Source organism: Methylosinus sp. PW1 (genome assembly GCF_000745215.1).
GTDB lineage: Bacteria > Pseudomonadota > Alphaproteobacteria > Rhizobiales > Beijerinckiaceae > Methylosinus.
Map to the genome: position 1 here is coordinate 1,118,164 of NZ_JQNK01000009.1, position 24,569 is coordinate 1,142,732.

22 protein-coding genes are annotated in these 24,569 nt (G+C 66.3%); 13 read left to right on the forward strand and 9 right to left on the reverse strand.

Annotation, left to right across the window (positions count from 1 at the left end):
* The first annotated feature begins 56 nt into the window (after positions 1-56).
* Both K369_RS14900 and K369_RS14905 read left to right on the forward strand, forming a co-directional pair.
* Positions 57-950 carry a MipA/OmpV family protein gene (locus K369_RS14900; protein ID WP_245278210.1) on the forward strand — a complete coding sequence of 298 codons (894 nt, stop codon included), beginning with the start codon at positions 57-59 and terminating at the stop codon, positions 948-950.
* A 56-nt stretch (positions 951-1,006) separates the two neighbouring features.
* The gene (locus tag K369_RS14905; protein WP_156968044.1) at positions 1,007-1,375 is read left to right on the forward strand and encodes a hypothetical protein; all 369 of its coding nucleotides are present in this window, start codon (positions 1,007-1,009) and stop codon (positions 1,373-1,375) included.
* Positions 1,376-1,872: 497 nt separating this feature from the next.
* On the opposite strand, the gene K369_RS14910 is transcribed toward K369_RS14905, so the two are convergent.
* From K369_RS14910 to hppD, 3 genes are all read right to left on the reverse strand, one after another.
* Positions 1,873-2,889, reverse strand: coding sequence for a fumarylacetoacetate hydrolase family protein (locus K369_RS14910; protein ID WP_036292244.1), 1,017 nt, complete (start codon positions 2,887-2,889; stop codon positions 1,873-1,875).
* Positions 2,890-2,898: 9 nt separating this feature from the next.
* The gene (hmgA, locus tag K369_RS14915; protein ID WP_036292245.1) at positions 2,899-4,197 is read right to left on the reverse strand and encodes a homogentisate 1,2-dioxygenase; all 1,299 of its coding nucleotides are present in this window, start codon (positions 4,195-4,197) and stop codon (positions 2,899-2,901) included.
* Between the two features lie 203 nt (positions 4,198-4,400).
* A complete protein-coding gene (gene hppD, locus K369_RS14920; RefSeq protein ID WP_036295375.1) occupies positions 4,401-5,465 on the reverse strand; it encodes a 4-hydroxyphenylpyruvate dioxygenase in 1,065 nt (354 codons plus the stop codon).
* An 83-nt stretch (positions 5,466-5,548) separates the two neighbouring features.
* Between hppD and maiA the strand changes: the two genes are divergently transcribed.
* The 3 genes from maiA (at position 5,549) to K369_RS14940 (ending at position 8,158) form a co-directional block, all read left to right on the forward strand.
* Positions 5,549-6,184 (forward strand): maleylacetoacetate isomerase, encoded by a 636-nt coding sequence (gene maiA, locus K369_RS14925; protein ID WP_036292246.1) that lies wholly within the window; start codon positions 5,549-5,551, stop codon positions 6,182-6,184.
* Positions 6,185-6,480: 296 nt separating this feature from the next.
* Positions 6,481-7,140, forward strand: coding sequence for a peroxiredoxin (locus K369_RS14935; RefSeq protein ID WP_018266423.1), 660 nt, complete (start codon positions 6,481-6,483; stop codon positions 7,138-7,140).
* 247 nt (positions 7,141-7,387) lie between these two features.
* Positions 7,388-8,158: a L,D-transpeptidase gene (locus K369_RS14940; RefSeq protein WP_036295378.1), complete on the forward strand. Its 771-nt coding sequence runs from the start codon at positions 7,388-7,390 to the stop codon at positions 8,156-8,158.
* Here the strand turns inward: K369_RS14940 and K369_RS14945 are convergent, their stop codons facing one another.
* Positions 8,159-8,449 (reverse strand): phosphopantetheine-binding protein, encoded by a 291-nt coding sequence (locus K369_RS14945; protein WP_051949322.1) that lies wholly within the window; start codon positions 8,447-8,449, stop codon positions 8,159-8,161.
* Positions 8,450-8,652: 203 nt separating this feature from the next.
* On the opposite strand from K369_RS14945, the gene egtB reads away from it, so the two are divergent.
* From egtB to K369_RS14980, 7 genes are all read left to right on the forward strand, one after another.
* A complete protein-coding gene (gene egtB, locus K369_RS14950; RefSeq protein WP_084570690.1) occupies positions 8,653-9,996 on the forward strand; it encodes an ergothioneine biosynthesis protein EgtB in 1,344 nt (447 codons plus the stop codon).
* The gene (gene egtD / locus K369_RS14955; protein WP_036292248.1) at positions 9,993-10,955 is read left to right on the forward strand and encodes an L-histidine N(alpha)-methyltransferase; all 963 of its coding nucleotides are present in this window, start codon (positions 9,993-9,995) and stop codon (positions 10,953-10,955) included. The genes egtB and egtD overlap by 4 nt, the downstream gene beginning before the upstream one ends.
* 385 nt (positions 10,956-11,340) lie before the next feature.
* Positions 11,341-13,137, forward strand: coding sequence for an alpha/beta hydrolase (locus K369_RS14960; RefSeq protein WP_084570691.1), 1,797 nt, complete (start codon positions 11,341-11,343; stop codon positions 13,135-13,137).
* Between the two features lie 69 nt (positions 13,138-13,206).
* Positions 13,207-13,899, forward strand: a complete 693-nt coding sequence (locus K369_RS14965; RefSeq protein ID WP_051465447.1) for a Crp/Fnr family transcriptional regulator — start codon at positions 13,207-13,209, stop codon at positions 13,897-13,899.
* Between the two features lie 101 nt (positions 13,900-14,000).
* Positions 14,001-14,486, forward strand: a complete 486-nt coding sequence (locus K369_RS27220) for a hypothetical protein (RefSeq protein ID WP_198033135.1) — start codon at positions 14,001-14,003, stop codon at positions 14,484-14,486.
* 55 nt (positions 14,487-14,541) lie between these two features.
* A complete protein-coding gene (locus tag K369_RS14975; protein ID WP_036292249.1) occupies positions 14,542-16,776 on the forward strand; it encodes a CHASE2 domain-containing protein in 2,235 nt (744 codons plus the stop codon).
* Positions 16,773-17,465 (forward strand): hypothetical protein, encoded by a 693-nt coding sequence (locus K369_RS14980; RefSeq protein WP_051949324.1) that lies wholly within the window; start codon positions 16,773-16,775, stop codon positions 17,463-17,465. Before K369_RS14975 ends, K369_RS14980 begins: the two co-directional genes overlap by 4 nt.
* Before the next feature lie 76 nt (positions 17,466-17,541).
* Here K369_RS14980 and ftsH read toward each other — a convergent pair whose 3' ends face one another.
* Positions 17,542-19,467 carry an ATP-dependent zinc metalloprotease FtsH gene (gene ftsH / locus K369_RS14985; protein WP_036292250.1) on the reverse strand — a complete coding sequence of 642 codons (1,926 nt, stop codon included), beginning with the start codon at positions 19,465-19,467 and terminating at the stop codon, positions 17,542-17,544.
* 283 nt (positions 19,468-19,750) lie between these two features.
* Here ftsH and K369_RS14990 point away from each other — a divergent pair, with 283 nt between their 5' ends.
* The gene (locus tag K369_RS14990) at positions 19,751-21,421 is read left to right on the forward strand and encodes a sulfite exporter TauE/SafE family protein (protein WP_036292251.1); all 1,671 of its coding nucleotides are present in this window, start codon (positions 19,751-19,753) and stop codon (positions 21,419-21,421) included.
* A gap of 11 nt (positions 21,422-21,432) precedes the next feature.
* On the opposite strand, the gene K369_RS14995 is transcribed toward K369_RS14990, so the two are convergent.
* The 4 genes from K369_RS14995 to K369_RS15010 form a co-directional block, all read right to left on the reverse strand.
* Complete coding sequence (locus K369_RS14995; RefSeq protein WP_018266437.1) at positions 21,433-21,726, reverse strand: hypothetical protein; 294 nt, start codon at positions 21,724-21,726, stop codon at positions 21,433-21,435.
* Positions 21,723-22,229 carry a glutathione peroxidase gene (locus tag K369_RS15000; protein WP_036292252.1) on the reverse strand — a complete coding sequence of 169 codons (507 nt, stop codon included), beginning with the start codon at positions 22,227-22,229 and terminating at the stop codon, positions 21,723-21,725. The genes K369_RS14995 and K369_RS15000 overlap by 4 nt, the downstream gene beginning before the upstream one ends.
* 171 nt (positions 22,230-22,400) lie before the next feature.
* On the reverse strand, positions 22,401-22,883 hold the full coding sequence (locus tag K369_RS15005) for a glutathione peroxidase (RefSeq protein WP_036292253.1): 483 nt from the start codon (positions 22,881-22,883) through the stop codon (positions 22,401-22,403).
* A gap of 127 nt (positions 22,884-23,010) precedes the next feature.
* Positions 23,011-24,495: a sigma-54 dependent transcriptional regulator gene (locus tag K369_RS15010; RefSeq protein ID WP_036292255.1), complete on the reverse strand. Its 1,485-nt coding sequence runs from the start codon at positions 24,493-24,495 to the stop codon at positions 23,011-23,013.
* Positions 24,496-24,569 lie beyond the last annotated feature (74 nt).

A 24,569-nucleotide genomic window follows, 5' to 3' on the forward strand; every position in this document is an offset into this window, starting at 1 on the left:
CCCGCCGGCTGATAATAATGATGACGAATTGGTTACGCTGCAACGAGGGTCCCGCCATGCCTCGCGCCCGCGCCGCGATGATCGGCCTTCTCGCCTGTGTCGGCCTTGCCGGCGCAGCCCCTTTTGCGCATGCGGACGAGCAGCGCGCGCAAGGCCTGAGCGCACAAGACATACAGGCGCAAGACCTGCGCATGCAGGAGCCCCCTGCGCGGACGCCCATATTCGCCGCGGCGGAACAGGGTTGGATCGTGACTGTGGGCGTCATGGGCGCGCTGACCCCGAGCTTTCCGGGCTCGAGCACGCTGCGTCCCTATCCGTTTCCCTCGATCAGCTTCCGACGCATCGGCGAGCCGGAGCTGTTCTCGACGCCCGACGACGGATTCGGCTTCGCCATTCTCGACTCCAACGGCTTTCGCGCTGGTCCGGTGGCTAATTTCGTGTTCAAGCGCGGACAGCGCGACGGGCTCACCGGCGTGCACACCGTCGAGCTCACTCATGAGATTGGCGGCTTCGCCGAATATCAGGGCGAGCATTTCCGCACGCGCGCCGAGCTGCGGCAGGGCATAGACGGGCACAAGGGCTTCGTCGCCTCGCTGGGGGCCGATCTCTATGGCGGCGACGGCCGCGCGACGCTCTCCTTTGGACCGCGCCTCAGCCTCGGCGACAATCGATACGCCAACGCCTATTTCTCGGTGACGCCGTTCGAATCTCTGGCCAATGGCCGCATCGAGCCTTATGAGGCCAATGGCGGCTTCACCGCCGCGGGCGGGCTCGCCACCTTCCGCTATGATTTCACCAAGGACACCAACGCCACCATTTACGGCGGCCTGCAGCGGCTGACCGGCAGCGTCGGCGCCAGCCCGATTCCCAACGAGATCGGCTCGCGCAATCAATTCACCGCCGGCCTCTCCATCGCCCGCTCCTTCGAGCTGCGCGGCTTTTCTTGGTGAAGCGCCGCTCGCGCTCTCCTTGACTCTGACAATGATGAGTGCAACTCTCATTCACCATGGCCGATAGATTACGCTCGACCTTCTTCCGGCGACTGGCGCTGGGGCTCTATACGCTGACGATCATCGTCGGCGCGCTGGGCTTCGCGTCGCATCGCGGCCATGGTGGAGCGGGCGTCAGCGTCTTCGAGGATCGCGCCGCTTTCTGCCAGGATTTCCAAAAGTCCCATGGCGCGCCCAAGACGCCCTTCGTCGTCTGCTGCGACGCCTGCGTCGCCAGCGCGGCGCCGACCTTGCCGGCGACCATCACGCATATTGTTTATCGTTTCGAGATTTCCACGCGTTTCGATTTCGCCTCTCGCCTCGGTCGGGACCTCGATGAGAGCCCGGACAATCTCCGCTCGCGAGCGCCGCCTGCCTTCGTCTGATGTCGATGCGGCCCTCCCGGACGCTCTGCGTCCGGCTTGTCTCCTAAGCTTCGTTCCTCGTTTCTCTCGCGTCTGAGCGCGGGCGTCACGTAGGCCACAGGAACAAGAAACACGAATTGTCGCGCTCTTCTCCCGGGAGCGGCGACAATTCGAGCGGACTTCCGCGAGCGCTCGCCGTCTCAGATGGCGGACCCCGCAATTGCGTCACCCATGTCTCATCCTCGACGCGCCTTTCCCCGAGGCGCGAAATCTCCCCCCGATGCGAGGCGGGACATGCGACGGAAAAGCGGTTCAGGGCCGGCGAGGCTCGCGGAATCTGTCGACCGACTCGAAAGGCGAAGATCGGACCTCCCTCCGATCAGCTGCGCCTCCCGAGCGAGCGCCGAGCGGACTACTCCGGTCCATGCCGCCTCGCTCGTCTTGTCGGCCGCCACTGCGCGGCGCTCCCTCGTCCCCCCGAGGGAGCGCCGCCCTTGGGCGGCCTCTCCCGTCGCTTCCTAAATCTCGCTCGCCGCGACCACCTCCTGCTCGATCGCGCCGAAGATCGAACGGCCGGCGGAATCACGCATCTCTATGCGGATACGGTCGCCCGGCAGCAAAAATCGCGTGCCCGCCGCGCCGCCGAGCAGGCTCTCGACGACGCGCTGCTCGGCGAGGCAGGAATAGCCCACGCCATCCTCGGCGATCGGCAGGCCCGGCCCGCCGTCGGCGGCGCGATTCGACACAGTGCCGGAGCCGATGATGGCGCCGGCGCCGAGCGCGCGCGTGCGCGCCGCATGGGCGATGAGGCCGCCGAAATCGAAGGTCATGTCGACGCCGGCGTCGGGCCGGCCGAGCGGCGCGCCATTGACGAAGGACAGCAGCGGCGCGGAGAGCGTCGCGCCATTCCATGCGGCGCCGAGCTCGTCCGGCGTCACGGCGACGGGGGAAAAGGCCGAGGCGGGCTTGGATTGGAAAAAGCCGAAGCCCTTGGCCAGCTCGCTGGCCGTGAGGCCGCGCAAGGTCACGTCATTGGCCAGCATGACGAGCGCGATATGGGCGCGCGCCGATCGGGCGTCCAGGCCGAGCGGAACGTCATCGGTGACGACGGCGACCTCCGCCTCGAGATCGAGGCCGAATTTCTCATCGAGAAAAGGGATGGGATCGCGCGGCCCCAGAAACCCGTCCGAGCCGCCCTGATAGATCAGCGGATCGCTCCAAAAGGAGGGCGGCATCTCCACGCCGCGCGCCTTGCGCACCAGAGCGACGTGATTCACATAGGCCGAGCCGTCGGCCCATTGATAGGCGCGCGGCAGCGGCGACGCGCACTCATGCTCGCGAAAGCGAAAGGAGGGGATCAGCCCCGCCTCCAGCCGCTCGGCGATCTCGGCGAGCCGCGGCGCGGCGCGCGGCCAATCATCGAGCGCCGCCTGCAGAGTGGGCGCGACCGCCGTCGCCTCTGTTGCGCGCGTCAAATCCCGCGAGACGACAATGAGCCTGCCGTCGCGTCCGGCTTTCAAAGAAGCGAGCTTCATCGCTTGTCCTCACGGCGTCCCGTCGAAGCGGCGCGCGAGCCCCGCCCAGCAATCGGCATAGTCGTTCTGATATGTCTCGAGCCGCGCGGCATAGCGCGTCACATGCTGCGGCAGCCGCGTCTCCAGCATGAAGGCGAGCGTCCCCTCGAGCTTTTGCGGGGCCAGCGCCTCCGCGCTCGCCTGCGCGAAGCTCTGCGCATCCGGCCCATGCGGCAGCATGCTGTTGTGCAGCGAGACGCCGCCGGGCGAGAACCCCTCCGGCTTGGCGTCATAGCGCCCATAGATCAGCCCCATGAACTCGCTCATCACATTCATATGGAACCAGGGCGGACGAAACGTATGCTCGGCGACGAGCCACCGCTCGGGGAAGATCAGAAAATCGATATTGGCCGTCCCCTCCCGCTCCGAGGGCGCCGTCAGCACGCAGAAGATCGACGGATCGGGATGGTCGAAGAGCAGAGCGCCGACCGGCGCGAAGCGCCGAAGATCATATTTGTAAGGCGCGTAATCGCCATGCCAGGCGACGACGTCGAGCGGCGAATGATCGAGCCCGCAGATGAAGAATTTGCCGCCCCATTTCACCGTGAGCCGGCACGGCCGCTCGGCGTCCTCGAAAGCGGCGACGGGCGTCTCGAAATCGCGGGCGTTGGCGAGGCAATTGGCGCCGATCGGCCCGCGATTCGGCAGAGTGAAAGGCGCGCCGTAATTTTCGCACAGATAGCCGCGCGCCGGCCCGGCGATCAGCTCCGCCTTGAATTTCACGCCGCGCGGAAGGACGCCGATCTTGCCGGGCGCGATCTCCATCGCGCCGAATTCGGTGACGAGGCGCAGCGCGCCCTCCTGCGGCAGCAGCAGCAATTCGCCGTCGGCGTCGTAGAAATAATCATCGGTCATCGAGCGTGTGACGAAATAGAGCCCCGCCGCCATGCCGCTCTGCGCATCGACGTCGCCGGCCGTCGTCATCATGCGCACGCCGGCGAGAAGAGTGACCGCGCCATCGGGCATGGGCGGCGGCCCCCAACGATAGCGGCCGAGCGGCAGATCATGCTCCTCGCGCGAAGGCGCGCTCATCCAGAAGGGAAGCTCGAGCCGCTCGAAACGCCCGAAATGCTGCACCGACGGGCGAATGCGATAGAGCCAGCTGCGCGTATTGGCGCCGCGCGGCGCGGTGAAGGGCGAGCCCGACAATTGCTCCGCATAGAGATTATAGGGGCAATGCTGCGGCGAGTTCTGCCCGACAGGCAGAGCTCCGGGCAGCGCCTCGCTGGCGAACTCATTGCCGAAGCCGGACATGTAGCGGAGCGTCATGGCTCAATCTCCGAATGGCGGCGCGACTAGAAGGCGGAGAGAACCGCGGTCGCCCCCTCCCCGGCCCTCCCCCGCTACGCGGGAGAGGGAGCGAGACTCGGCGCTTCATCGAGGCTTCGCGAAACGTCGGCCGTCCCCTCTCCCGCGCAGCGGGGGAGGGTGAGGGAGGGGGCGTCACACGAGCGTCGCATCGAATTCATCCCTCACCCTCCCGCGCGCAGCACGCCGCGCTTCACCTGATCGTCCTCGATCGACTGGAACAAAGCGCGGAAATTGCCCTCGCCGAATCCCTCGTCGCCCTTGCGCTCGATGAACTCGAAGAAGATCGGCCCGATCACCGTCTTCGAGAAAATCTGCAGCAGCAGCTTGCGCCCCTCGCCATCGATGAGAATGCCCAGCTCGCGCAAGCGCTCCAACTGCTCGCCATGGCCGGGTAGCCGCTCCTCGACGCGCGCGTAATAAGAATCCGGCGGCGCCGGCATGAATTGCAGCCCGCGCGCCCGCAGCGCCGTCACCGTGCGATAAATGTCGTCGCAGGCGCAGGCGACATGCTGAATGCCTTCTCCCCGATAAGCGGTGAGATATTCCTCGATCTGACTCTTGTCGTCGACGCTCTCGTTGATCGGAATTCGTATCTTCCCGCAGGGGCTGGTCATGGCGCGCGAATGCAGGCCGGTGAGCTTGCCCTCTATGTCGAAATAGCGAATCTGCCGAAAGGAGAAGAAGCGCTCGTACCACCCGGCCCATTCGTCCATATGGCCGCGATAGACATTATGGGTGAGGTGATCGATGACGGTGAGGCCGACGCCTTCTGGATGCGGATCGCGCGCGCCGGTCCAGCGAAAATCGACGTCGAAGATCGAGCCGCGCTCGCCATAGAGATCGACGAGATAGATCAATGCGCCGCCGACGCCGACGAGCGCCGGAATCTTCAATTCCATCGGCCCGATCTTCGTCTCCGCCGCGCTCGCGCCCAAGGTGAGCGCGCGCTCATAGGCGACGCGCGCATCCGCCACGCGAAAGCCCATGGCGCAGGCGCAAGGCCCATGCACGCGGGCGAAATCCGCGGCGAAGCTGTCCGGCTCGGCGTTGAGCACATAATTCACGTCGCCCTGGCGATAGAGCGTCACATCCTTGGAGCGATGACGCGCGACGGCGACGAAGCCCATCTGCTCGAGCAGAGCCGCGAGCTTCGACGGCTCTGGATGGGCGAACTCGACGAATTCGAAACCATCCGTCCCCATCGGATTGTCCGGCGAAGGCGACATTGCGGCCTCCTTGCGAATGGCGCACTCCTTCAACATATTGCGCGCGACCTGCGATTCCAGAGCGGACGGCGGAGACGACGGCGATGAAGCTCTATGATTATTTCCGCTCCTCGGCCGCCTATCGCGTGCGCATCGCGATCGAGCTGAAGGGCTTGGACGTCGAGCGAATCCCCGTGCATCTCGCGCGCGGCGAGCAGCGCCGAGCCGATTATCTCGCGAAGAATCCGCAAGGCCTCGCGCCGGCGCTCGAGCTGGACGATGGCACGATCCTCACCCAATCATTGGCGATCATCGATTATCTCGACGCGCTCGCGCCGCAGCCGCTGCTGACGCCGAAAGATCCGCTGCTCGCGGCCAAGGTCCGCGGAGTCGCGCTCGCCATCGCCTGCGACATTCATCCGCTGAACAATCGCCGTGTGCTGGACTATTTGCGCGAGCGGCTGGGGCAGGACGATTCCGGCGTCGACGCCTGGGTCCATCACTGGGTTCTGCAGGGCGGGCTCGAGGCGGTGGAGCGGCTCGTCGAGCCCGGTCCCTTCTGCTTCGGCGCGCAGCCAACGCTCGCCGATGTGTGCCTCGTTCCGCAGCTCTTCGCGGCGCGGCGCTTCTCGACGCCGCTCGAGACGCTGCCGAAGCTTCTCGCCGTGGAGGCGCATTGCCTCGCCCATCCCGCCTTCGCCGCGGCCGAGCCGTCGCGTCAGGCGGATGCGGAACCCTGACAATCGCCGCGCCCTCTGTCGCAGATGCGACAAGACGAAAGCCGAGGCGGAAAGAAAGAAATTCTTTCTCTTCATCGATATGAGACGGAGCCATTCTCCGTCTCGACGCGATGACGGCAGCTCATGTCGCAGCCGTCATGAAAAAGAGAAGGTTTCAGCATAGTACAAATGCCGACAAAATTCGCATTGAAGGCCGTTTCTCCTTCGGTATGATTTCTGCACACAATCGCGCAGCCGCCGCAAATCGACAGCGACGACTCGAAGTGGGTTCGAACATCGAGCGAGGAGTACCGCATATGCCGCTCCAAATAGGCGAAGCAGCGCCGGATTTCGAAGCCGACACGACCGAAGGACGCATCAAGTTTCACGATTGGATCGGCGATTCCTATGTCGTCCTGTTCTCGCATCCCAAGGACTTCACCCCCGTCTGCACGACAGAGCTCGGCTATCTCGCCAAGGTGAAAGCCGAATTCGACAAGCGCGGAACCAAGGTCATCGGGCTCAGCGTCGACAAGGTCGACAATCACGCCGCCTGGGCCAAGGATATCGAAGAAACCCAAGGCGCGGCGCCGAACTATCCCGTCATCGGCGACGCCGACCTCAATGTCTCCAAGCTCTATGGCATGCTGCCGGCGGCCGCCTCCGGCGATTCCGCGACGCGCACGCCGGCCGATAATCTGACAGTGCGCAATGTGTTCATCATCGGGCCTGACAAGAAGATCAAGCTCGTCATCGCCTATCCTATGACGACGGGCCGCAATTTCGACGAGGTGATCCGCGTGCTGGATTCGATCCAGCTGACCGCCAAGCATCGCGTCGCGACGCCGGTGAATTGGAAGCAGGGCGACGACGTCATCATCGCCGGCTCGGTCTCCGACGATGAGGCGAAGACGATCTATCCCGAGGGCTGGAAGGCGCCCAAGCCCTATCTCCGCATCGTGCCGCAGCCGAAGTAGCGCGCCTCGCCCAACTTTCTGCGAGACGAGAGAGCCCGGCGAGCCGCCGGGCTTTTTTCGTTTCCGCGTCCTTTCATTTTCGGCGCGAGCGTGGCCTTTGGTCCCCGGCTCTGCGATGATCGACGACGAGTGGGCCGGGCCTGTCACGCCCGCGCCGCCGCTCCATATGGCTCATAGGCGGCGCCGTTCCGCTTTTCGCCTTTTTCGTCTTCGACAAAGAGCGTCGGAATCGATCGGAAAGACCATCATGTCGCTTCGTCTACGTCTCGTCCTCGGCGTCGCCGCTCTGCTCGCCAATGCGAGCGCGGCGACCGCGCAATATTATTTCTGGCCGGAGTCGACGCAGAATGGCGCGGCGGCCGATCCCGACTACGAGGCGCAGCCGCGCCGCCAGCGTGCGCGCGCCAATTGGCCGTTCGACGAGGAGCGCCGCGAAGCTCCGCGAGCACGCGCCAGGGAAAATCGCGAGCGCGACGATCGCGACCGCGAACGCCTCGCCGCCCTGCCGCCCGACGCCGACCCGAATTATTCGACGCCGATCGACTATGACGACGATGTCGACATGCGGCAGACGCGGCGCCGTTTCATCGGCGACCCCACCGCCGAGGAGCCCGGCACGCTGACGATCGACACGCGCGCGCGGCGTCTCTACCTCTCGCTCGAGGACGGCAAGGCGGTGGAATATGCGATCGGCGTCGGCCGCACGGGCTTCGCCTGGAAGGGCGAGGCGAAGATCGGCCGCAAGGCCTTCTGGCCGGGCTGGACGCCGCCGCCGGAAATGCTGGAGCGCCGCCCCGATCTGCCCGAGCATATGGACGGCGGGCTGAGAAATCCGCTCGGCGCGCGGGCGCTGTATCTGTTCCAGGGGCAGAAGGACACTTTGTTCCGCATTCACGGAACCAATGAGCCGGAGAGCATAGGACGCGCGGTCTCTTCCGGCTGCATCCGCATGCTCAATGCGGATGTGATCGATCTCTATAAGCGCGTCGCCAAAGGCGCCCGCGTCGTGGTGCGGTGATCACGCCGCCCGCGCGCGCGCCTCGGATTGGAGCAGATCGCCGATGAGCGCGGCGATCGTCCCCATGGTCGCCATGCTGCGACGCTGGAGCATGGACTTCGGAAACTCCACATCGAGCGCGGCCTCGAGCCACAGCATCACCTGAATGGCGCAGAAGGGCGAGAGCCCGGCGGCGTAGAGATCGGCCTCGGCGGCGAGGCTCGCCGCGGCGACCCGCAGACTGCCCTTGGCGTCCATGGCGCGGCGGATGATCTCTATCGACGTTTCGCTGTTCATGATTTCGGTCTTCATGGCCCCGTCCCCTCGCTTCGCGCTCTCGTCTCGTCGAGCGTGAGAGAAGCATAGGACGCGCCATCCAGAGCGGCTGTGCGCCTTCGCACGAGCCTCGCCGCGAGCGCGGCTGTCGCCGATTGCCGACGCATCGGCGCGGCCTATATGGCCCGCTGTTCGACGGCGCCGAAAGCGGCGCGACCTTTGCCCCAGGATGAGAGCCGATGGCGACGCGGCCGATGGCGCGACCGGATTTCGCTTCGCCTCCACATGGCGACCCTCCCCTCGAGACCGAGACATTGCGCGCCCGGCTCGCGGCGACGCGCGCGCGCACTCTGGCGCTCGCCGCGCCGCTCGACCCAGAGGATATGGCGGCGCAGGCGATCGAGGAGGCGAGCCCCACAAAGTGGCATCTCGCCCATACGAGTTGGTTCTTCGAGACTTTCGTGCTGGCGTGCTTTCTGCCCGGCTATCGCCTCTTCGATCCCGCCTTCGGCTATTGCTTCAACTCCTATTACGAGGGCGCTGGCGCCAGGCAGCCGCGGCCGCGACGCGGCCTGCTGAGCCAGCCGCCGCTGGGACGCGTCATGGCCTATCGCCATCATATCGAGGAGGCGCTGGAGCGGCTCTTCGACTCCAGCCTCGCGCCGCAGAGCGAGGCGGCGCGGCTGCTGGAGCTCGGGCTGCAGCATGAGCAGCAGCATCAGGAGCTGATCCTCAGCGATATTCTCGCGCTCTTCGCCGCCAATCCGCTGCGGCCGGCCTATCGCGCCGCGCCGCCGCGCGCGCTTTGCGGCCCGCCGGAGCCGCTGCGCTGGATCGGCTACGCCGGCGGAATCACGCGCATCGGAAGCGACGCGGACGATGAGCATTTCGCCTGCGACCGAGGTTTCGCCTTCGATAATGAGACGCCGCGCCATGACGCGCTGATCCATCCTTTCGAGATCGCCGATCGGCCCGTGACCAACGCCGAATGGCTGGAATTCATCGAGGATGGCGGCTATGGCGATCCCGCCTTCTGGCTCTTCGACGGCTGGGAAACGATCCGGCGCGAGGGCTGGGAGGCGCCGGCCTATTGGGAGCGGCGCGGCGACCTCTGGCTGGCCATGACGCTGGAAGGATTGCGGCCGCTGGAGCCCGCCGCGCCTGTCGTCCATGTGAGCTTCTACGAGGCAGACGCTTTCGCCCGCTGGGCCGGCGCGCGCCTGCCCACCGAATTCGAATGGGAGACGGTTGCGCAGCAGGAGCCGGTCGCCGGCAATCTGCTCGAGGGCGACGCGCTGCGCCCGCTGCCGCCGGCGGAGACGTTTCAAGGCCATGCGCGCCAGCTGTTCGGCGATGTGTGGGAGTGGACCGGCAGCGCCTATCTTCCCTACCCCGCCTATCGTCGGCCGGCCGGCGCCATTGGCGAATACAACGCCAAATTCATGTGCGACCAGCATGTGCTGCGTGGCGGCTGCTGCGCGACGCCGCAGAGCCATATTCACGCGAGCTACCGCAACTTCCTCTATGCGCGCCAGCGCTGGCTCTTCGCCGGCCTGCGCCTCGCCAGGGATGTCGGCCGATGACCAATGATCTCGATCGCGCGGAGCCCACCGCGCCGAGGAGCCGCGGCTTCGCGGCGGATGTGCTCGACGGTCTCTCCCGCGCAGAAAAGCGCCTCTCTTGCCTCTATTTCTACGATGCGACGGGCAGCGAGCTGTTCGACGAGATCACGCGGCTGCCGGACTATTATCCGACGCGCGTCGAGACGGATATACTCGCAGCGCATGGCGAGGAGATGCTCGACGGCGCCGGAGAGGATACGGCGCTGGTCGAGTTCGGCTCCGGCTCCAGCCGCAAGACCGAAATATTGCTCGAACGCGCGCCGCGCCTCGCCCTCTATGCGCCGATCGACGTCTGCGCCAGCGCGCTGGAGAAAGCGCGCGCGCGTCTTTCCGCGCGCTTCCCGCATTTGCGCGTCCGCCCCATCGTCGCCGATTTCTCGCGGCCGGCGCCGCTGCCCGCAGCGCTCGCCGATCGACGCCGCATCGGCTTCTTCCCCGGCTCGACGATCGGCAATTTCACGCCGGACGAAGCGCGCGCATTGCTGCTGGCCATGCGCGTCCTGCTCGGGCCGGGCGGGCGGCTCATCGTCGGCGTCGATCTGAAGAAGGACCCTTCGCGCCTCATTGCGGCCTATAACGACGCGCATGGCGTGACGGCGGCCTTCAATCTCAATCTCCTCGCGCGCATAAATCGCGAGCTCGGCGGCGGCTTCGATCTCTCCGGCTTTTGCCATCAGGCGATCTATGACGCGCGCGCCGGCCGCATAGAGATGCGCCTCGTCAGCCGCCGCCGCCAGACGGCGAAGATCGGCGGCCGCGACTTCGCCTTCTCGCGCGGCGAGACGATCCATACGGAAGACTGCTACAAATATGGCGTGGACGAGTTCCGCGTCACAGCGAGCGACGCCGGCTGGACGCCCGGCCGCGTGTGGACCGATGCGGAGGCGCTGTTCAGCGTGCACGAGCTGCGGGCGCCGTAGGGGCGTTGTCGATCCCGGAAATCGCAGCCGCCCTCATCCGACCCGGCTTTGCCGGGCCACCTTCTCCCACAAGTGGGAGAAGGATGCGCGCCCTACGAATGCGGAACCAAAAGAGGTTCGCGCTCCTTCTCCCGCTCGCGGGAGAAGGTGGCCCTCGCGTCAGCGAGGGTCGGATGAGGGCTCGTCCCGAGACGCGAGCTTTCTAAACCTTCATCGATGAAATAGCAGCCGCGGCAGATCGCGCATAGCGCGGCGCCGGCTCGCGGCATAGATTTCACAGTTGCAGCGCATAACATCGTCGTTGCGGGACGGGGCCGCGCGCCGTCACGATCATTTCATGAATTTCGCGTCGACATTAGCCCTCACCGCCACAGGAGCGACCGCGATGAACATCGTCTCCCCCGCCATCGTCACGCCGCCGCTCGCAGATGCGACGCCGCGGGAGATCGACCATAGCGGCGATATCCCCTCCTTCGACACGCTGGATCGCGCGGCCCGCGCCTTTGCGGCGCGCTTCACGCAAGGCGTCTCGCCGCTGGCGCAAATGTCGGCATGGCTCGATTGGGCGACGCATCTCTCCCGCGCGCCGGGACGGCAGATCGAGCTCTCGCTCGCCGCCATGCAGGACGCCGCCCGATACGCCCAATTCGTCGCTCATGCGGCGCGCGGCGAGACCGTCGCGGCGCCCTTCGCGCCCGCGCCTTTCGACAAGCGCTTCGACGATCCCGCCTGGGACGCGCCGCCTTTTGCCTTTTGGAAGCAGGGCTTTCTCGCGAGCGAGCATTGGTGGCGGCAGGCGACGCGCGAGGCGCGCGGCATGACGCCCAATGACGCCGCCCGCGTCGCCTTCATGGCGCAGCAATGGCTCGCTCTGTTCTCGCCCTCCAACGCCTTCTGGCTCAATCCCACGGTCATCGACCGCACGATGAAGGAAGGCGGCGCCAATCTCCTGCGCGGCGCGGAAAATTTCATCGAGGACTATACACGCGCGCTTCTGAACACGCCCAATGGCGGCAATGGCTTTCGCGTCGGAGTCGATGTGGCGGCGACGCCGGGCGAGGTGATCTTCCGCAATGAGCTGATCGAGCTCATTCAATACGGCCCCTCGACAGAGACCGTCCACGCCGAGCCGATATTGATCGTCCCGGCCTGGATCATGAAATATTACGTACTCGATCTGCGGCCGCAGAATTCGCTGACGCGTTATCTCGTAGCGCAAGGCTTTACCGTCTTCATGATCTCCTGGCGCAATCCGACGCCGGAAGATCGCGATCTCTCCTTCGACGATTACCGCGTCTCCGGCGTGCTCGCCGCGCTGAACGCGATCGACGCCGTGCTGCCCGGCCGCAAGGTCCATGGCTGCGGCTATTGCCTCGGCGGCACGCTGCTCTCCATCACGGCGGCGGCCATGGCGCGCGATCACGACGAGCGCCTCGCCAGCATCACTCTGCTCGCCGCGCAGACCGACTTCAGCGAGCCGGGCGAGCTGATGCTGTTCGTCGACGCCGCCCAGGTCGCTTTTCTGGAAGACATGATGTGGGATCAGGGCGTGCTCGACACGCGGCAGATGGGGGGCGCCTTCGCGGCGCTGCGCTCCAATGAGCTGGTCTGGGCCAAGGCGGTGCGCGAATATCTGCTCGGCGAGCGACAGAAGCCCAATGATCTGATGGCCTGGAGCGCCGATCAGACGCGCATGCCCTATCGCATGCATTCGCAATATTTGCGCGGGCTGTTCCTGGAGAACCGCCTCACCGCCGGCCGCTACGCCGTGGACGGCGAGGTGGTGGCGCTGAAGGATATTTCCGCGCCGATGTTCGTCATCGGCACGGAGACCGACCATATCGCGCCCTGGCGCTCGGTGTACAAGGTCCATCTCTTCACCGACAATGAGCTGACCTTCGCGCTCACTTCCGGCGGCCATAACGCCGGCGTCGTCTCGGAGCCCGGCCATCGCGGCCGCGCCTTTCATGTCGCCTTGCGCCGGGCCGGGGACCATTATGTCTCGGCCGACAAATGGCTGGCCGCGGCGCGGCGGGAGGACGGCTCCTGGTGGCCGCTGTGGGCGGAATGGCTCGCCGCCCGCGGCTCAGCGGAGCGCGTTTCGCCGCCGCCCATGGGAGCCGCGGCGCGCGGCTTTCCGCCGCTCTGCGCCGCTCCCGGAAACTATGTCCATGAACATTGAGCGCTTGCCCCTCGACGCGAGACGAAATACTGGTCAAATTGCGATGGTGGCTCTGGGCGGGGCGATACCGTGTCGAATTCTTTGTTGCGCATTGCTTATTTCGAGGGGCTCGACCCCGCCGAGGCGGAGCGGATCGCCCGCAAATGCATTTGGCGGCGCGTCGATGAGCGCGAGCTCGTCGTCGATTACGACGACCGCTCGACCGACGTCTATTTCATCGTCTCCGGCGATCTGCGCGTGCTCATCCGCACGCCGGCGGGCAAGGAGGTCATTCTCTGCGACCTCCATCCCGGCCAGATTTTCGGGGAGATGGCGGCGATCGACGGCGCGGAGCGCTCGGCCAATGTCTCGGCGCTGACCAAATCCGAGCTGTGCATCATGCCGTCGAGCGTGTTCAAAACCGTGCTGTTCAGCCAGCCGGCGGTCTGCGAGAAGGTGCTGCGCCTGCTGACGAAGCGCATTCGCGATCTCAACTCGCGGCTGTTCGAGCGCTCCGTGCTCGATCTGCGCCACCGGCTCTATGCCGAGCTGCTGCGGCTGGCCCTGCCGCGCAAAGGCCATGAGGGCCAGTCGATCATCTCGCCGCCGCCGCTGCAGCACGATCTCGCCGCGCGCATCGGCTGCCGGCGCGAGCAGGTCAATCGCGAGGTGCAGGCGATGATCCACGAGGGCCTCGCCGAGAAGATCCGCGGCGGGCTGGTGCTGCTGCGCCCCTCGACGCTGGAGCAGCGTCTGACCGCCTGCCTCGAGCAGGCCGGCTGAGCCCGCCTCTGTGCGCTCTCGCACAGAGGCGAGATCGCGCGCCTGCCTAATATGGCGATACGCGCTCGACAGGAGCGTCCAACCCGCCAGACGAGCCCGCAATGTCCTTTGCTCTCATCCCTCTTTCGCGTTGCGCCGAGCTCTGCGGGCTCGCCCCCCATGAGATGATCCCCGGCGCCACGCCCTCGCCCTTTCATCAATCCCTCTACGAGAGCTATCTGATGCTCTGCGATCGTGGCGCGGATTTCGTCCGCGACCTCATCGTCTCCGACATACGCCGGGCGCTCGACATAGGCGCGACCCGCCGCGCCGCCGAGCTGCTGCTGGTGCTGCGCCGCTTCCTCTCGGTTCCCCGCGGCGCGCCGCGCTTCCGGGCCACGCCGCCGGACGCTGTGGCGCTGGAAGCCGCCCTCGGCGTCATCGACAGGCTCGCGGCGCTGCGCCCGTCGCCCGATGCGTCGCGTCTCTCCCGATCCGGTCATGCGCGGGGCCGGCCTCTCGACGTGACCTGCCGGCGACAGCCGGGCGGCTTTTGCGCGGGACGGCGCGGCTCGGCTTGCGCGCCGAGGCGTTTCGAGTCAGCTTGACCCGCGCCTTCGGCGAACATCTCGCGTCCTCGATGGACGCGCAAAGGAGGCGTGATTGAAGCGGTCGCGGCGACGCAGGCCCGCCTATTTTCTCGCGACGGCCACGGCAGCTCTCGCCCTGCTCGCCCTCGGCCGGCTGCAGCCGCCGGCGCTGGACGATCTGCGCAATTTCGTCTTCGACTCCTATCAGCGCCTCGCCCCGCGCCCCTATGATCCGGGCCTTCCCGTGCGCGTGATAGCGGTGGACGAGGACAGCCTCGCCGCCTTCGGCCAATGGCCGTGGCCGCGCACGCGGCTCGCCGCTCTGCTCGACAAGCTCGTCGAGGCGGGCGCTGCGGCCGTCGCTTTCGATATCGTCTTCGCCGAGGCGGATCAGACGAGCCTCGATCATTATGCGCAACGCCTGCCAGACGGTTCCGCCAAGACGCAGATCGCCGCCATCGCCGCCCACGCCATTCCCAACGATCAAATCTTCGCGCAATCCATCGCCGCCGCGCCGACGGCGCTCGGCCTCACCCTCTCCGGCTCCGGGCAAAAGCGCGCGCCGCCGCAAAAGGCGGGCGTCGCCATGGCCGGCGACGATCCTTCCGCCTTCCTCGCCGCCTTCCCCGCCGCCGTCGCGCCCATCGCGGAGCTGGCGGAGGCGACGCGCGGCCTCGGCGCGACCAATTGGGCGCCCGATCGCGATGGCGTCGTGCGCCGCATTCCGCTGCTCGCCATAGGCCCCGGCGGCGGCGTCACGCCCTCGCTCGCGCTGGAAGCGCTGCGCGTCGCCCAGGGCGCCTCGACGATCATCGTCCGCTCCTCCAACGCCAGCGGCGAGACCGCCTTCGGACGCCAGACCGGCGTCAATGCGGTCAAGGTCGGCGCCTTCGAGATCGCCGTCGGCGCCGCAGCGGACATTCGCCCGCGCTATGGCGCCGAGGCGCCGCAGCGTCTCGTCTCGGCGGCCGCCATTCTCGAGGATCGCGCCCCGCGCGACGAGATCGACGGGCGCATCATCGTCATCGGCACCACCGCCGTCGGCCTCGGCGATATTCGCGCGACGCCGCTGCAGCCGACGATTCCCGGCGTCGAAATTCATGCGCAGATTCTCGAATCGCTGCTCTCCGGCGCGCTGCTGTCGCGGCCCGATTGGGCCAATGGCCTCGAGCTCGTCGTCGCCGGCGCCGCTTTCATCCTCGTCGCTGCGCTGCTGCCGCTGGTCGCGCCTTTGATTTCGGCGCTCGCCGCGACCGGATTGATCGGCGCGCTCTTCGCTGCGTCTTTCCTCGCTTTCGATCGCTACGGCCTGCTCGTCGACGCCGCTTTCCCCAGCCTCTCGGTCGCGCTCGCCTATGGCGTCGGCGCTGTGGCGCTATGGCGCAAGGATCAAGCCGCGCGGCGCCATGTGCATATGGCCTTCGGCAAATTCATCGCGCCCGCCGTCGTCGAAGGCCTCGTCGAGCATCCCGAGCGGCTGGTGCTCGGCGGCGAAACGCGCGAGCTCACCGTGCTGTTCTCCGATCTGCGCGATTTCTCGACCATTTCCGAGGGGCTGAGCGCGCAAGAGCTCACCCATTTCATGAACGCCTATCTGACGCCGATGACCGACGCCATTCTCGATCGCGAGGGCACGGTCGACAAATATATCGGCGACGCCATCATGGCGTTCTGGAACGCGCCGCTCGATGTCGCCGATCATCCGCGCAAGGCCATTCGCGCCGCGCTCGACATGCGCGCGGCCATGGCGCGCTTCAACGACGAGCGCGCCGCCGAGGCCGAGCGCGAAGGACGCGACTATCGCAAGGCGGCGATGGGCATAGGGCTCAATCTGGGGCCTTGCAGCGTCGGCAATATGGGCTCGACGCGACGCTTCGACTATTCGATCCTCGGCGATGTGGTGAATCTCACCTCGCGGCTCGAAGGACTGTGTAAATGGTTTCGCGTGGATATTCTCGTCTCCGGCGATTTGCGCGACGCCGCCGCTGATTTCGCCTGGCTCGATCTCGGCGCGGCGCAAGTCGTCGGACGCTCGACGCCGACGCGCATCTACGCGCTCGCCGGCGACGAGAGCTTCGCGGCGAGCGAGTCCTTCATAGCATGGCGTGACGAACATGTGACGATGATGCGCTATCATGCCGAATGGGACTTCGCCCGCGCCCGCGTCGCAGCGGCGGATTTGAGGGCGTCGGTCGAGTCGCATTGGGGTGGTTGCTATATGGCTATGGAACAGCGATTTGCGGCTTTCGAGGCGGCTCCGCCGGCGAGGACTGGAGGCGCGCCCTTTTGGAAGATGGATAGCAAATGACGGGCGCGACAGTGGAAAATGCAGATGAAGCGCGCAGGCTGCGCTATTGGCGGCGAATCGCGGAAGCGCATGAGCCGGGCGCCTATGAGGCGCTCGACCAAGCCTATCGTCAGCCGCATCGCGCCTATCACAGCTGGGCGCATATAGACGAGCTGCTCACAGGGCTCGAGCGTTTCGATTCGCTCGCCGCGCGGCCCGATCTCATCGCCGCCGCCATCTTCTGGCACGACGCCGTGCATCTGGCGCGCGACCCGGATGGCAAGACGCGGCTGGACCGGCAGAATGTGCGCGACAGCGTCGCCGCCTTCCGTCGCCACACGGTTCTCGCGGGAAGCGAGGCGCAGGCCGTCGAAGATCTGGTGATGGCGACCTCCGATCACGCCGGCGCGCGCGCGACGACGGAGCATTACGCGGGCTTCTCCGGCGATCTCGATCTCTTCGTCGATCTCGATCTCAGCCCGCTCGCCGCGCCTTGGGAAATCTTCGCCGCCAACACGCAGAAGATTCGCTCGGAATCCGTCGGCGTCGAGGAGGCCGAATTCGCCGCCAATCAAGCGAAGATGCTGGAAGGGCTGGCGCAGGGCGACAAGCCGGTGTTTCGCCGCGCGGAGACGCGCGCGGCATGGGACGCGACCGCGCGCGTCAATCTCGCGCGCTGCATCGCCGGGCTGCGCGCCGCGGGACGCTGACGCAAGAGCCCCATCGAGAGGCGCAAAAAAGAAAGCCCGGCTCGCGCCGGGCTTTTTTGCTTTCGAGGAAGTCCGATCACACCGGATGCGGCTCCAGCCCATCGGCGTCCGGCTCTGGCGAGGGACGCGCGCCGGCCGTCGGAACGGGCGAGGGACGCGCGGGCGGCGCGGCCGGCGGCACATCCTCGCGCACCGGCGTCTTGCCTTGCAGCAGGCCGATCAGCTCGTCGCCGGTCAGCGTCTCGAACTCGAGCAGGCCATTGGCCAGAACGTCGAGGTCGGCGCGCTTCTCGGTGAGGATGCGCTTGGCGTCGTCATAGCCTTCCTGCACCAAGCGGCGCACTTCCGAGTCGATCGTCTGCTGCGTCGCCTCGGAGAGCGTCTGCGTGCGGCCCATGGAATAGCCGAGGAACTGCTCCTGCTGCGGCTCGGCGTAAGCAACCGTGCCGAGCTTGTCGGAGAAGCCGAGCTGCGTCACCATCGCCCGCGCGATGCGCGTGCATTGCTGAATGTCGCTCGCGGCGCCCGACGTCACCTTGTCGTGGCCGAACACCAGCTCCTCCGCGACGCGTCCGCCCATCGCCAATGCGAGCATGGCTTTGAGCTGCTCGTAGCTCTGCGAGATCTGGTCGCGCTCCGGCAGGCCCTGCACCATGCCCAGCGCGCGGCCGCGCGGGATGATCGTCGCCTTATGGATCGGGATAGAGCCGGGCATGTTGAGCTGCACCAGCGCATGGCCGCCCTCGTGGAAGGCGGTGAGGCGCTTCTCCTCCTCCGACATCACCAGAGTGCGACGCTCGGCGCCCATCATGATCTTGTCGCGCGAATCCTCGAACTCTTGCCGCGTGACGATGCGCTTGCTGCGACGGGCCGCGAGCAGCGCCGCCTCATTCACCAAGTTCATCAGATCGGCGCCCGAGAAGCCCGGCGTGCCGCGCGCGACGACCTTGAGGTCCACATCCGGCGCCAGCGGCACCTTGCGGGCGTGAACCTTGAGGATCTTCTCGCGGCCGATGAAGTCCGGGTTCGGCACATTGATCTGACGATCGAAGCGGCCCGGACGCATCAGAGCGGGATCGAGCACGTCGGGACGGTTGGTCGCGGCGATGAGGATGATGCCCTCATTGGCCTCGAAACCGTCCATCTCGACGAGCAGCTGGTTCAAGGTCTGCTCGCGCTCGTCATTGCCGCCGCCGAGCCCCGCGCCGCGGTGACGACCCACCGCGTCGATCTCGTCGACGAAGATGATGCAGGGCGCGTTCTTCTTCGCCTGCTCGAACATGTCGCGCACGCGGGAGGCGCCGACGCCGACGAACATTTCGACGAAGTCCGAGCCGGAGATGGTGAAGAAGGGGACGTTCGCTTCGCCGGCGATGGCGCGGGCGAGCAAAGTCTTACCCGTGCCGGGCGGACCGACGAGCAGCACGCCGCGCGGAATGCGGCCGCCGAGGCGCTGGAACTTCTGCGGATCGCGCAGAAACTCGACGATCTCCTGCAAATCTTCCTTGGCCTCGTCGACGCCGGCGACATCCTCGAAAGTGACGCGGCCCTGCGTTTCCGTCAGCAGCTTGGCCTTGGACTTGCCGAAGCCGAGCGCGCGGCCGCCGGCGCCGCCCTGCATCTGGCGGGCGAGGAAAATCCACACGCCGAGAAAGGCGATGAGCGGCAGCGCATTCAAGAACAAGGTCATCCACCAGCCGCCGCCGTCGCTCGCGGGACGCGCGCTGATGGCGACATTCTTCGCGGTCAGCCGCTGCACCAGCGACGGATCATTCGGCGCGTAAGTGGTGAAGGAGCGATTATCCGCGAAATGCCCGCTGATCTCATTGCCGGCGATGGTCACGTCATGGACGCGGCCGAGATCGATCTGCGCCAGCAATTCGCTGAAGTTGATGTCGCGTCCGGCGCTGCGCTGGTTGCGCTGATCGAACAGCATGGCCAGAGCGACGGCGAGCAGCGCGACTATCGCGAATATCATGAAGGGCTTGTAATTCACTTTCATCGACGACCTCCGACGGACCGTCAGCCGGCCGCGGGAGACACATTTCCCGCGTCGACGGCGCGTGTCGCTTTTATGACCTTACGACAGCATTCCCAAGTCGCCAAATTAAATGCAGTCATGCGCCATGGCGAGAAAACATGAGCGTTGCCCGATGGCCCGGTCTCGCCTTCGCCGCAGCCGCTCCGCCCGCTCCCGAGACAAAAAGTCGCAGCGCCGCTCCGTCGCAGGCGCCTTTTCCCGAGCCTGCGCTCAGACAGATATGATTTGAAAAGGAGAGCGGCGGATGGAGGAGGCGAGCGTCGGCTCTGCGACACTCGGCTTTCGCGCGCGCGGGATGCATTGCCACGGCTGCGAGCGGGCCATCGAGCGCGCCGTCGGCGAGCTTCCCGGCGTCGCGAGCGCGAAGGCCGATTATCCGACCGAGCGCGTGAGCGTGGTCTATGACCCCGCCGCCGTCACGCCGAAGGCGATCCGCGCGGCGGTCGAGCGCCAGGGCTATCGCGCCGTCCCCACGGAGAAGCCCGGCGGCGGCGGCCTCGGCAAGATTCTCGGCGTGCTGCTCGGCCTCGCCGGCGTCGCTCTGCTGATCTTCATCGACACGCATTGGATCGGCGAGGCCGGCGCGCCGGACATTGGCCGCCATATGAGCCTCGAGCTGATTTTCCTGCTCGGCCTGCTCACCGGCTTTCATTGCATCGGAATGTGCGGCGGCTTGGTGCTGAGCTATACGGCCGACGACGCGCGGCTGGGGCGTCCGTCCTATCGCTCGCATCTGCTCTATGGCGCGGGCAAGACGATCTCCTACACGGCGATCGGCGCCTTGTTCGGCCTCGTCGGCGCCTTCATCGCCTTCACGCCCATGCTGCGCGGCGTCGCCGGCGTCGCGGCCGGCGCTTTTCTGATCGTCTTCGGCCTCAACATGCTCGGCCTGTTCACGCCGCTGCGGCGCTTTCGCTTCGCGCTCCCCGCGCCCTTGCAGCGCTCTGTCGATCGGCGCGCGGCGGGCTCGCATCGGCCTTTCGTCATCGGCCTCTTCAACGGGCTGATGATCGCCTGCGGGCCGCTGCAGGCGATGTATGTGATGGCGGCGGGAACCGGCAGCGCGCTCGAGGGCGCGAAAATGCTGCTCGCCTTCGGGCTCGGCACGCTGCCCGTCATGCTGAGCTTCGGCGCGCTGTCGACTCTCATCTCCGCCTCGCTGACGCATCGCCTGCTGATGGCCTCCGGCGCGATCGTGGTCGCGCTCGGCGCGGTGATGATCAATCGCGGCGTGATCCTCACCGGCTGGGGCTATGATCTGCAATCCATGATCGGAACATTGCGCGGCGCGGCCGAGCGCTCGATTCTTTCGCCTGCGCCTGCGCCTGCGCCTGCGCCCTCCCCCGCGCCGACAGCCGCGCCCGCTGTGGGGCCGCAGGCTTTGGCGCCGCAGCCGCGCGGCGCATATCAGACAATCGAGATGGATGTCGTGGCCACGGGCTTCTCGCCCAATCGCTTCTCGCTCATCGCGGGCGTCCCCGTGCATTGGGTGATCGACGGAAAAGAGATCACTAGCTGCAACAAGCGCATCGTCGTTCCGAGCCTCGATCTCCAATTCGACGTGAAGCCCGGCGTGCAGACGATCGAGTTCACGCCGCGCGCGGCCGGCGTCATTCATTGGAGTTGCTGGATGGGCATGCTGCGCGGCGAATTCGACGTGCGGGACGCGCCCGCTCCGGCCGTCGCCGCGACGACGACGCCGCCGCAAACGCCGGCGGGCGAAAGGCCGAGCGCGCGCTCCATCGCGCATGACGACCTCTATCGCATCGCCGCGGGCGACACGCTGCACGACATCGCCGTGAAGCTCTATGGCGACGGCGCGCGCTGGAAGGAGATTCTCGCCGCCAATCCGGGGCTCGATCCGCGGCGGCTGAAGCCGGGCGAGACGATAAGGGCGCCGCGCGACGAGCGCTGACCGCTGGCCGCTCACGCCAAATATTTGGGCAGCTCGCGCTCGAATTCGGGAAAATACAGCGAAATCACGCTCACATCGAATTGTCCGAGAATCTGCTCCTTGGGCTCGCGCTCGAGCAGGAATCGGAAGGCCGCGTCGAGACATTGCTCGGCGCTGGAGACGCCGCCGCCCAATCGTTCGGCGAGCACGCGCGACATGGTCACGCGATGGCGCGACTTGCTCGCGGCGTCACGCACGACGACATCGAAGGTGAGGGTATTGGGAGCGCCATTGTCGCGGCGCGCAATATCGATCGCGATGGTCATGCAGCCTCCGCCAGAAGCGTCTCTATATCCGCCGCGATCGCCTGCGGCCGATCGGTCGGCGCATAGCGCTTCACGACGCGGCCCTTTCGATCGACGAGAAATTTGGTGAAATTCCATTTGATCGCCTGCGTGCCGAAAACTCCGGGCGCCTGCGCCTTCAAGAAACGATAGAGCGGATGCGCATTTTCGCCATTCACGTCGATCTTGGCGAAGAGCGGAAAGGTGACGTCATAGCTCGCCGAGCAAAAGGCGCCGATGGCGGCCTCATCGCCGGGCTCCTGATGGCCGAACTGGTTGCAGGGAAAGCCGAGCACGGCGAAGCCGCGGTCGCGATAGGCGCGCCACAGCGCCTCGAGCCCCCGATATTGCGGGGTGAAGCCGCATTTGCTCGCGACATTGACGATCAGCAGCGCCTGGCCGGCCCAATCGGCGAGGCTCACGCTTTCGCCGTTCAGGCGACGCGCTTCGAAATCATGGACGCGATTCTCGCGGATAGGGCTCATGGCCGAGGCGACCTCTCGACATATTCGCCTCGATCGCGGCGCGCGAGGGGCTCCCCGAAACCGCCGCTGAACGGCGGATCGGCGGAGCCACTCGGCCAATATGGCGCAGACTCGCGCTTTCGTCACCGCGCCCGCCGGCATCTAGAGCCGATAGCGGGCGCTTTCCGCCTCTCAGGCCTCGGCGAGCAAAGCGTGAATGTCGGGCTCCATCTGGCGCGGCGTGTTGGTGGCCTGGAAGCGCTTCACCACATTGCCCTTGCGGTCGATGAGGAATTTGGTGAAGTTCCACTTCACGTCTTCCGCCGGACCCGGGTCCTTCTCCTTCAGCAGCTTGTAGAGCGGGTGCTGATTTTCGCCATTCACCTCGATCTTGCTGAACAGCGGGAAGGTCACGATGAAGCGGGTGGAGCAGAAGGTCTTGATCTCCTCGTCCGTCCCCGGCTCCTGATTGCTGAACTGGTTGCAAGGGAAGCCCAAAATGATGAACCCCTTGTCGCGGTTCTCGTTCCAGATCGCCTCGAGGCCATTGTATTGCAGCGTGAAGCCGCATCGGCTCGCAACATTGACGATCAGGATCACCTTGCCGGCGTAGTCGCCGATCTTGACGGTCTCGCCGTCGATCGTGCGCGCTTCGATATCATAGAGCTCGGACATGACTGAGAAGGTCTCCGTTCTGCGCGCCGGCGCCCGAGAGCGCACGGCGCATTCTGGCCGCAGAATGGCCGCGCGCGCTTTTTTGGGCAAGCCGGGAAACGCCTAAATTCGCGGCGCCTTCGCCTCTTCAGGCGGCGTCGACATTCTCGTCCATCTCCTCGCCGAGCCCGTACTCCTTCATTTTGCGGTAGAGCGTCGAGCGGCCTATGCCCAGACGACGCGCAATCTCCGACATCTGCCCGCGATAATGGACGAGGGCGAATTTGATGACCTCGGCCTCCAGCTCCTCGAGACGGCGCATGTCGCCATGCGGACCGAGCAGCGCCATCACATTGGGATCGCGAATCTCGACGCGGACGATCTCCCGCTCCGGCGTGGGGCCGGCCGAGACGGGCGCGGGCGCCGGCGGCACGCGGGCGGAAAAGCCCTCCACATGGGCGGCGATCTGCGGGAACTCGTTGACCGTCAGCTCGTCGCCGTCGGCCAGCACCACGGCGCGGAATACGGCGTTCTCGAGCTGGCGGACATTGCCCGGCCAGTCGTAGCTCGCCAGCAGCGTCGTCGCCTCATGCGATATGCCGCGCAGGCGCTTGTTCTCTTCCGCCGCGAAGCGGATGGCGAAGCGGCGCGCCAGATCGCCGATATCGTCGCGGCGCGCGCGCAGCGGCGGAATGGTGATGGGGAAGACGTTGAGCCGGTAGAACAGATCCTCGCGGAACTGGCCGCGCTTCACCTGCTCGATCAGATTTTGATTCGTCGCCGAGATGAGGCGAATGTCGACCCGCACCGGACGCTTGGCGCCGACGGGATCGATCTCCCCCTCCTGCAGGGCGCGCAGCAGCTTCACCTGCGTCTCCAGCGGCAATTCGCCGATCTCGTCGAGGAAGAGCGTGCCGCCATTGGCCTCTAGGAATTTGCCCGCATGCTTCTCGGTCGCACCGGTGAAGGCTCCCTTCTCATGGCCGAAGAGAATGGATTCGACGAGATTGGCCGGCAGCGCCCCGCAATTGACCGTGACGAAGGCCTTGCCGCGGCGATCCGAGCCGCCCTGAATGGCGCGCGCGACGATCTCCTTGCCGACGCCCGACTCGCCCTCGATGAGCACGGGAATGTTGGAATGGGCGGCGCGCTCGCCGAGGCGAATGACGCGCGCCATCTCCTCGCTGCGCGAGACCAGATCGCGGAAGGTCAGCGCGCCGTCCCTGCGGCGATTGACGCGGCGCAATTCGCCCGCCAGCGCGTCGGCCGACAGCGCATTCTTGATGGAGACCTGCAGACGCTCGGCGCCGACCGGCTTCACGACGAAATCATGCGCGCCGGCGCGCATGGCCGAGATCACCGTCTCTATGGAGCCATTCGCCGTCTGCACGATGACGGGCACGTCGATCTTGAGGTCGCGAAGGCGCGTCAGCACGCCCATGCCGTCGAGATCGGGCATGACGAGATCGAGAATCAGCAGGTCGACCGGCGTCGCGCCATTCTGCGTCAGCCGCGCCAGCGCCTGCTCGCCGCCCTCGACAGTCTCCACCTCATAGCCGAAGCGCCGCGCCGAAGCCTCGAGCAAGCGGCGCTGGACCGGATCGTCGTCGGCGATCAGAATCGTAGAAGTCATTGATCCTCTTGAAATCTCTTAGGCCTGCGCGGCGTGGGCTCGGGCGGATCGCGAGGATCCGCAGCGTGCTGTAG

What these genes read in the sequence shown, in the direction of transcription:
- K369_RS14900 (WP_245278210.1), top strand. Translation starts at nt 57, where the DNA reads ATGCCTCGCGCCCGCGCCGCGATGATCGGCCTTCTCGCCTGTGTCGGC.
- K369_RS14905 (WP_156968044.1), top strand. Translation starts at nt 1,007, where the DNA reads ATGGCCGATAGATTACGCTCGACCTTCTTCCGGCGACTGGCGCTGGGG.
- K369_RS14910 (WP_036292244.1), bottom strand. Translation starts at nt 2,889, where the DNA reads ATGAAGCTCGCTTCTTTGAAAGCCGGACGCGACGGCAGGCTCATTGTC.
- hmgA (WP_036292245.1), bottom strand. Translation starts at nt 4,197, where the DNA reads ATGACGCTCCGCTACATGTCCGGCTTCGGCAATGAGTTCGCCAGCGAG.
- hppD (WP_036295375.1), bottom strand. Translation starts at nt 5,465, where the DNA reads ATGTCGCCTTCGCCGGACAATCCGATGGGGACGGATGGTTTCGAATTC.
- maiA (WP_036292246.1), top strand. Translation starts at nt 5,549, where the DNA reads ATGAAGCTCTATGATTATTTCCGCTCCTCGGCCGCCTATCGCGTGCGC.
- K369_RS14935 (WP_018266423.1), top strand. Translation starts at nt 6,481, where the DNA reads ATGCCGCTCCAAATAGGCGAAGCAGCGCCGGATTTCGAAGCCGACACG.
- K369_RS14940 (WP_036295378.1), top strand. Translation starts at nt 7,388, where the DNA reads ATGTCGCTTCGTCTACGTCTCGTCCTCGGCGTCGCCGCTCTGCTCGCC.
- K369_RS14945 (WP_051949322.1), bottom strand. Translation starts at nt 8,449, where the DNA reads ATGAAGACCGAAATCATGAACAGCGAAACGTCGATAGAGATCATCCGC.
- egtB (WP_084570690.1), top strand. Translation starts at nt 8,653, where the DNA reads ATGGCGACGCGGCCGATGGCGCGACCGGATTTCGCTTCGCCTCCACAT.
- egtD (WP_036292248.1), top strand. Translation starts at nt 9,993, where the DNA reads ATGACCAATGATCTCGATCGCGCGGAGCCCACCGCGCCGAGGAGCCGC.
- K369_RS14960 (WP_084570691.1), top strand. Translation starts at nt 11,341, where the DNA reads ATGAACATCGTCTCCCCCGCCATCGTCACGCCGCCGCTCGCAGATGCG.
- K369_RS27220 (WP_198033135.1), top strand. Translation starts at nt 14,001, where the DNA reads ATGTCCTTTGCTCTCATCCCTCTTTCGCGTTGCGCCGAGCTCTGCGGG.
- K369_RS14980 (WP_051949324.1), top strand. Translation starts at nt 16,773, where the DNA reads ATGACGGGCGCGACAGTGGAAAATGCAGATGAAGCGCGCAGGCTGCGC.
- ftsH (WP_036292250.1), bottom strand. Translation starts at nt 19,467, where the DNA reads ATGAAAGTGAATTACAAGCCCTTCATGATATTCGCGATAGTCGCGCTG.
- K369_RS14990 (WP_036292251.1), top strand. Translation starts at nt 19,751, where the DNA reads ATGGAGGAGGCGAGCGTCGGCTCTGCGACACTCGGCTTTCGCGCGCGC.
- K369_RS14995 (WP_018266437.1), bottom strand. Translation starts at nt 21,726, where the DNA reads ATGACCATCGCGATCGATATTGCGCGCCGCGACAATGGCGCTCCCAAT.
- K369_RS15000 (WP_036292252.1), bottom strand. Translation starts at nt 22,229, where the DNA reads ATGAGCCCTATCCGCGAGAATCGCGTCCATGATTTCGAAGCGCGTCGC.
- K369_RS15005 (WP_036292253.1), bottom strand. Translation starts at nt 22,883, where the DNA reads ATGTCCGAGCTCTATGATATCGAAGCGCGCACGATCGACGGCGAGACC.
- K369_RS15010 (WP_036292255.1), bottom strand. Translation starts at nt 24,495, where the DNA reads ATGACTTCTACGATTCTGATCGCCGACGACGATCCGGTCCAGCGCCGC.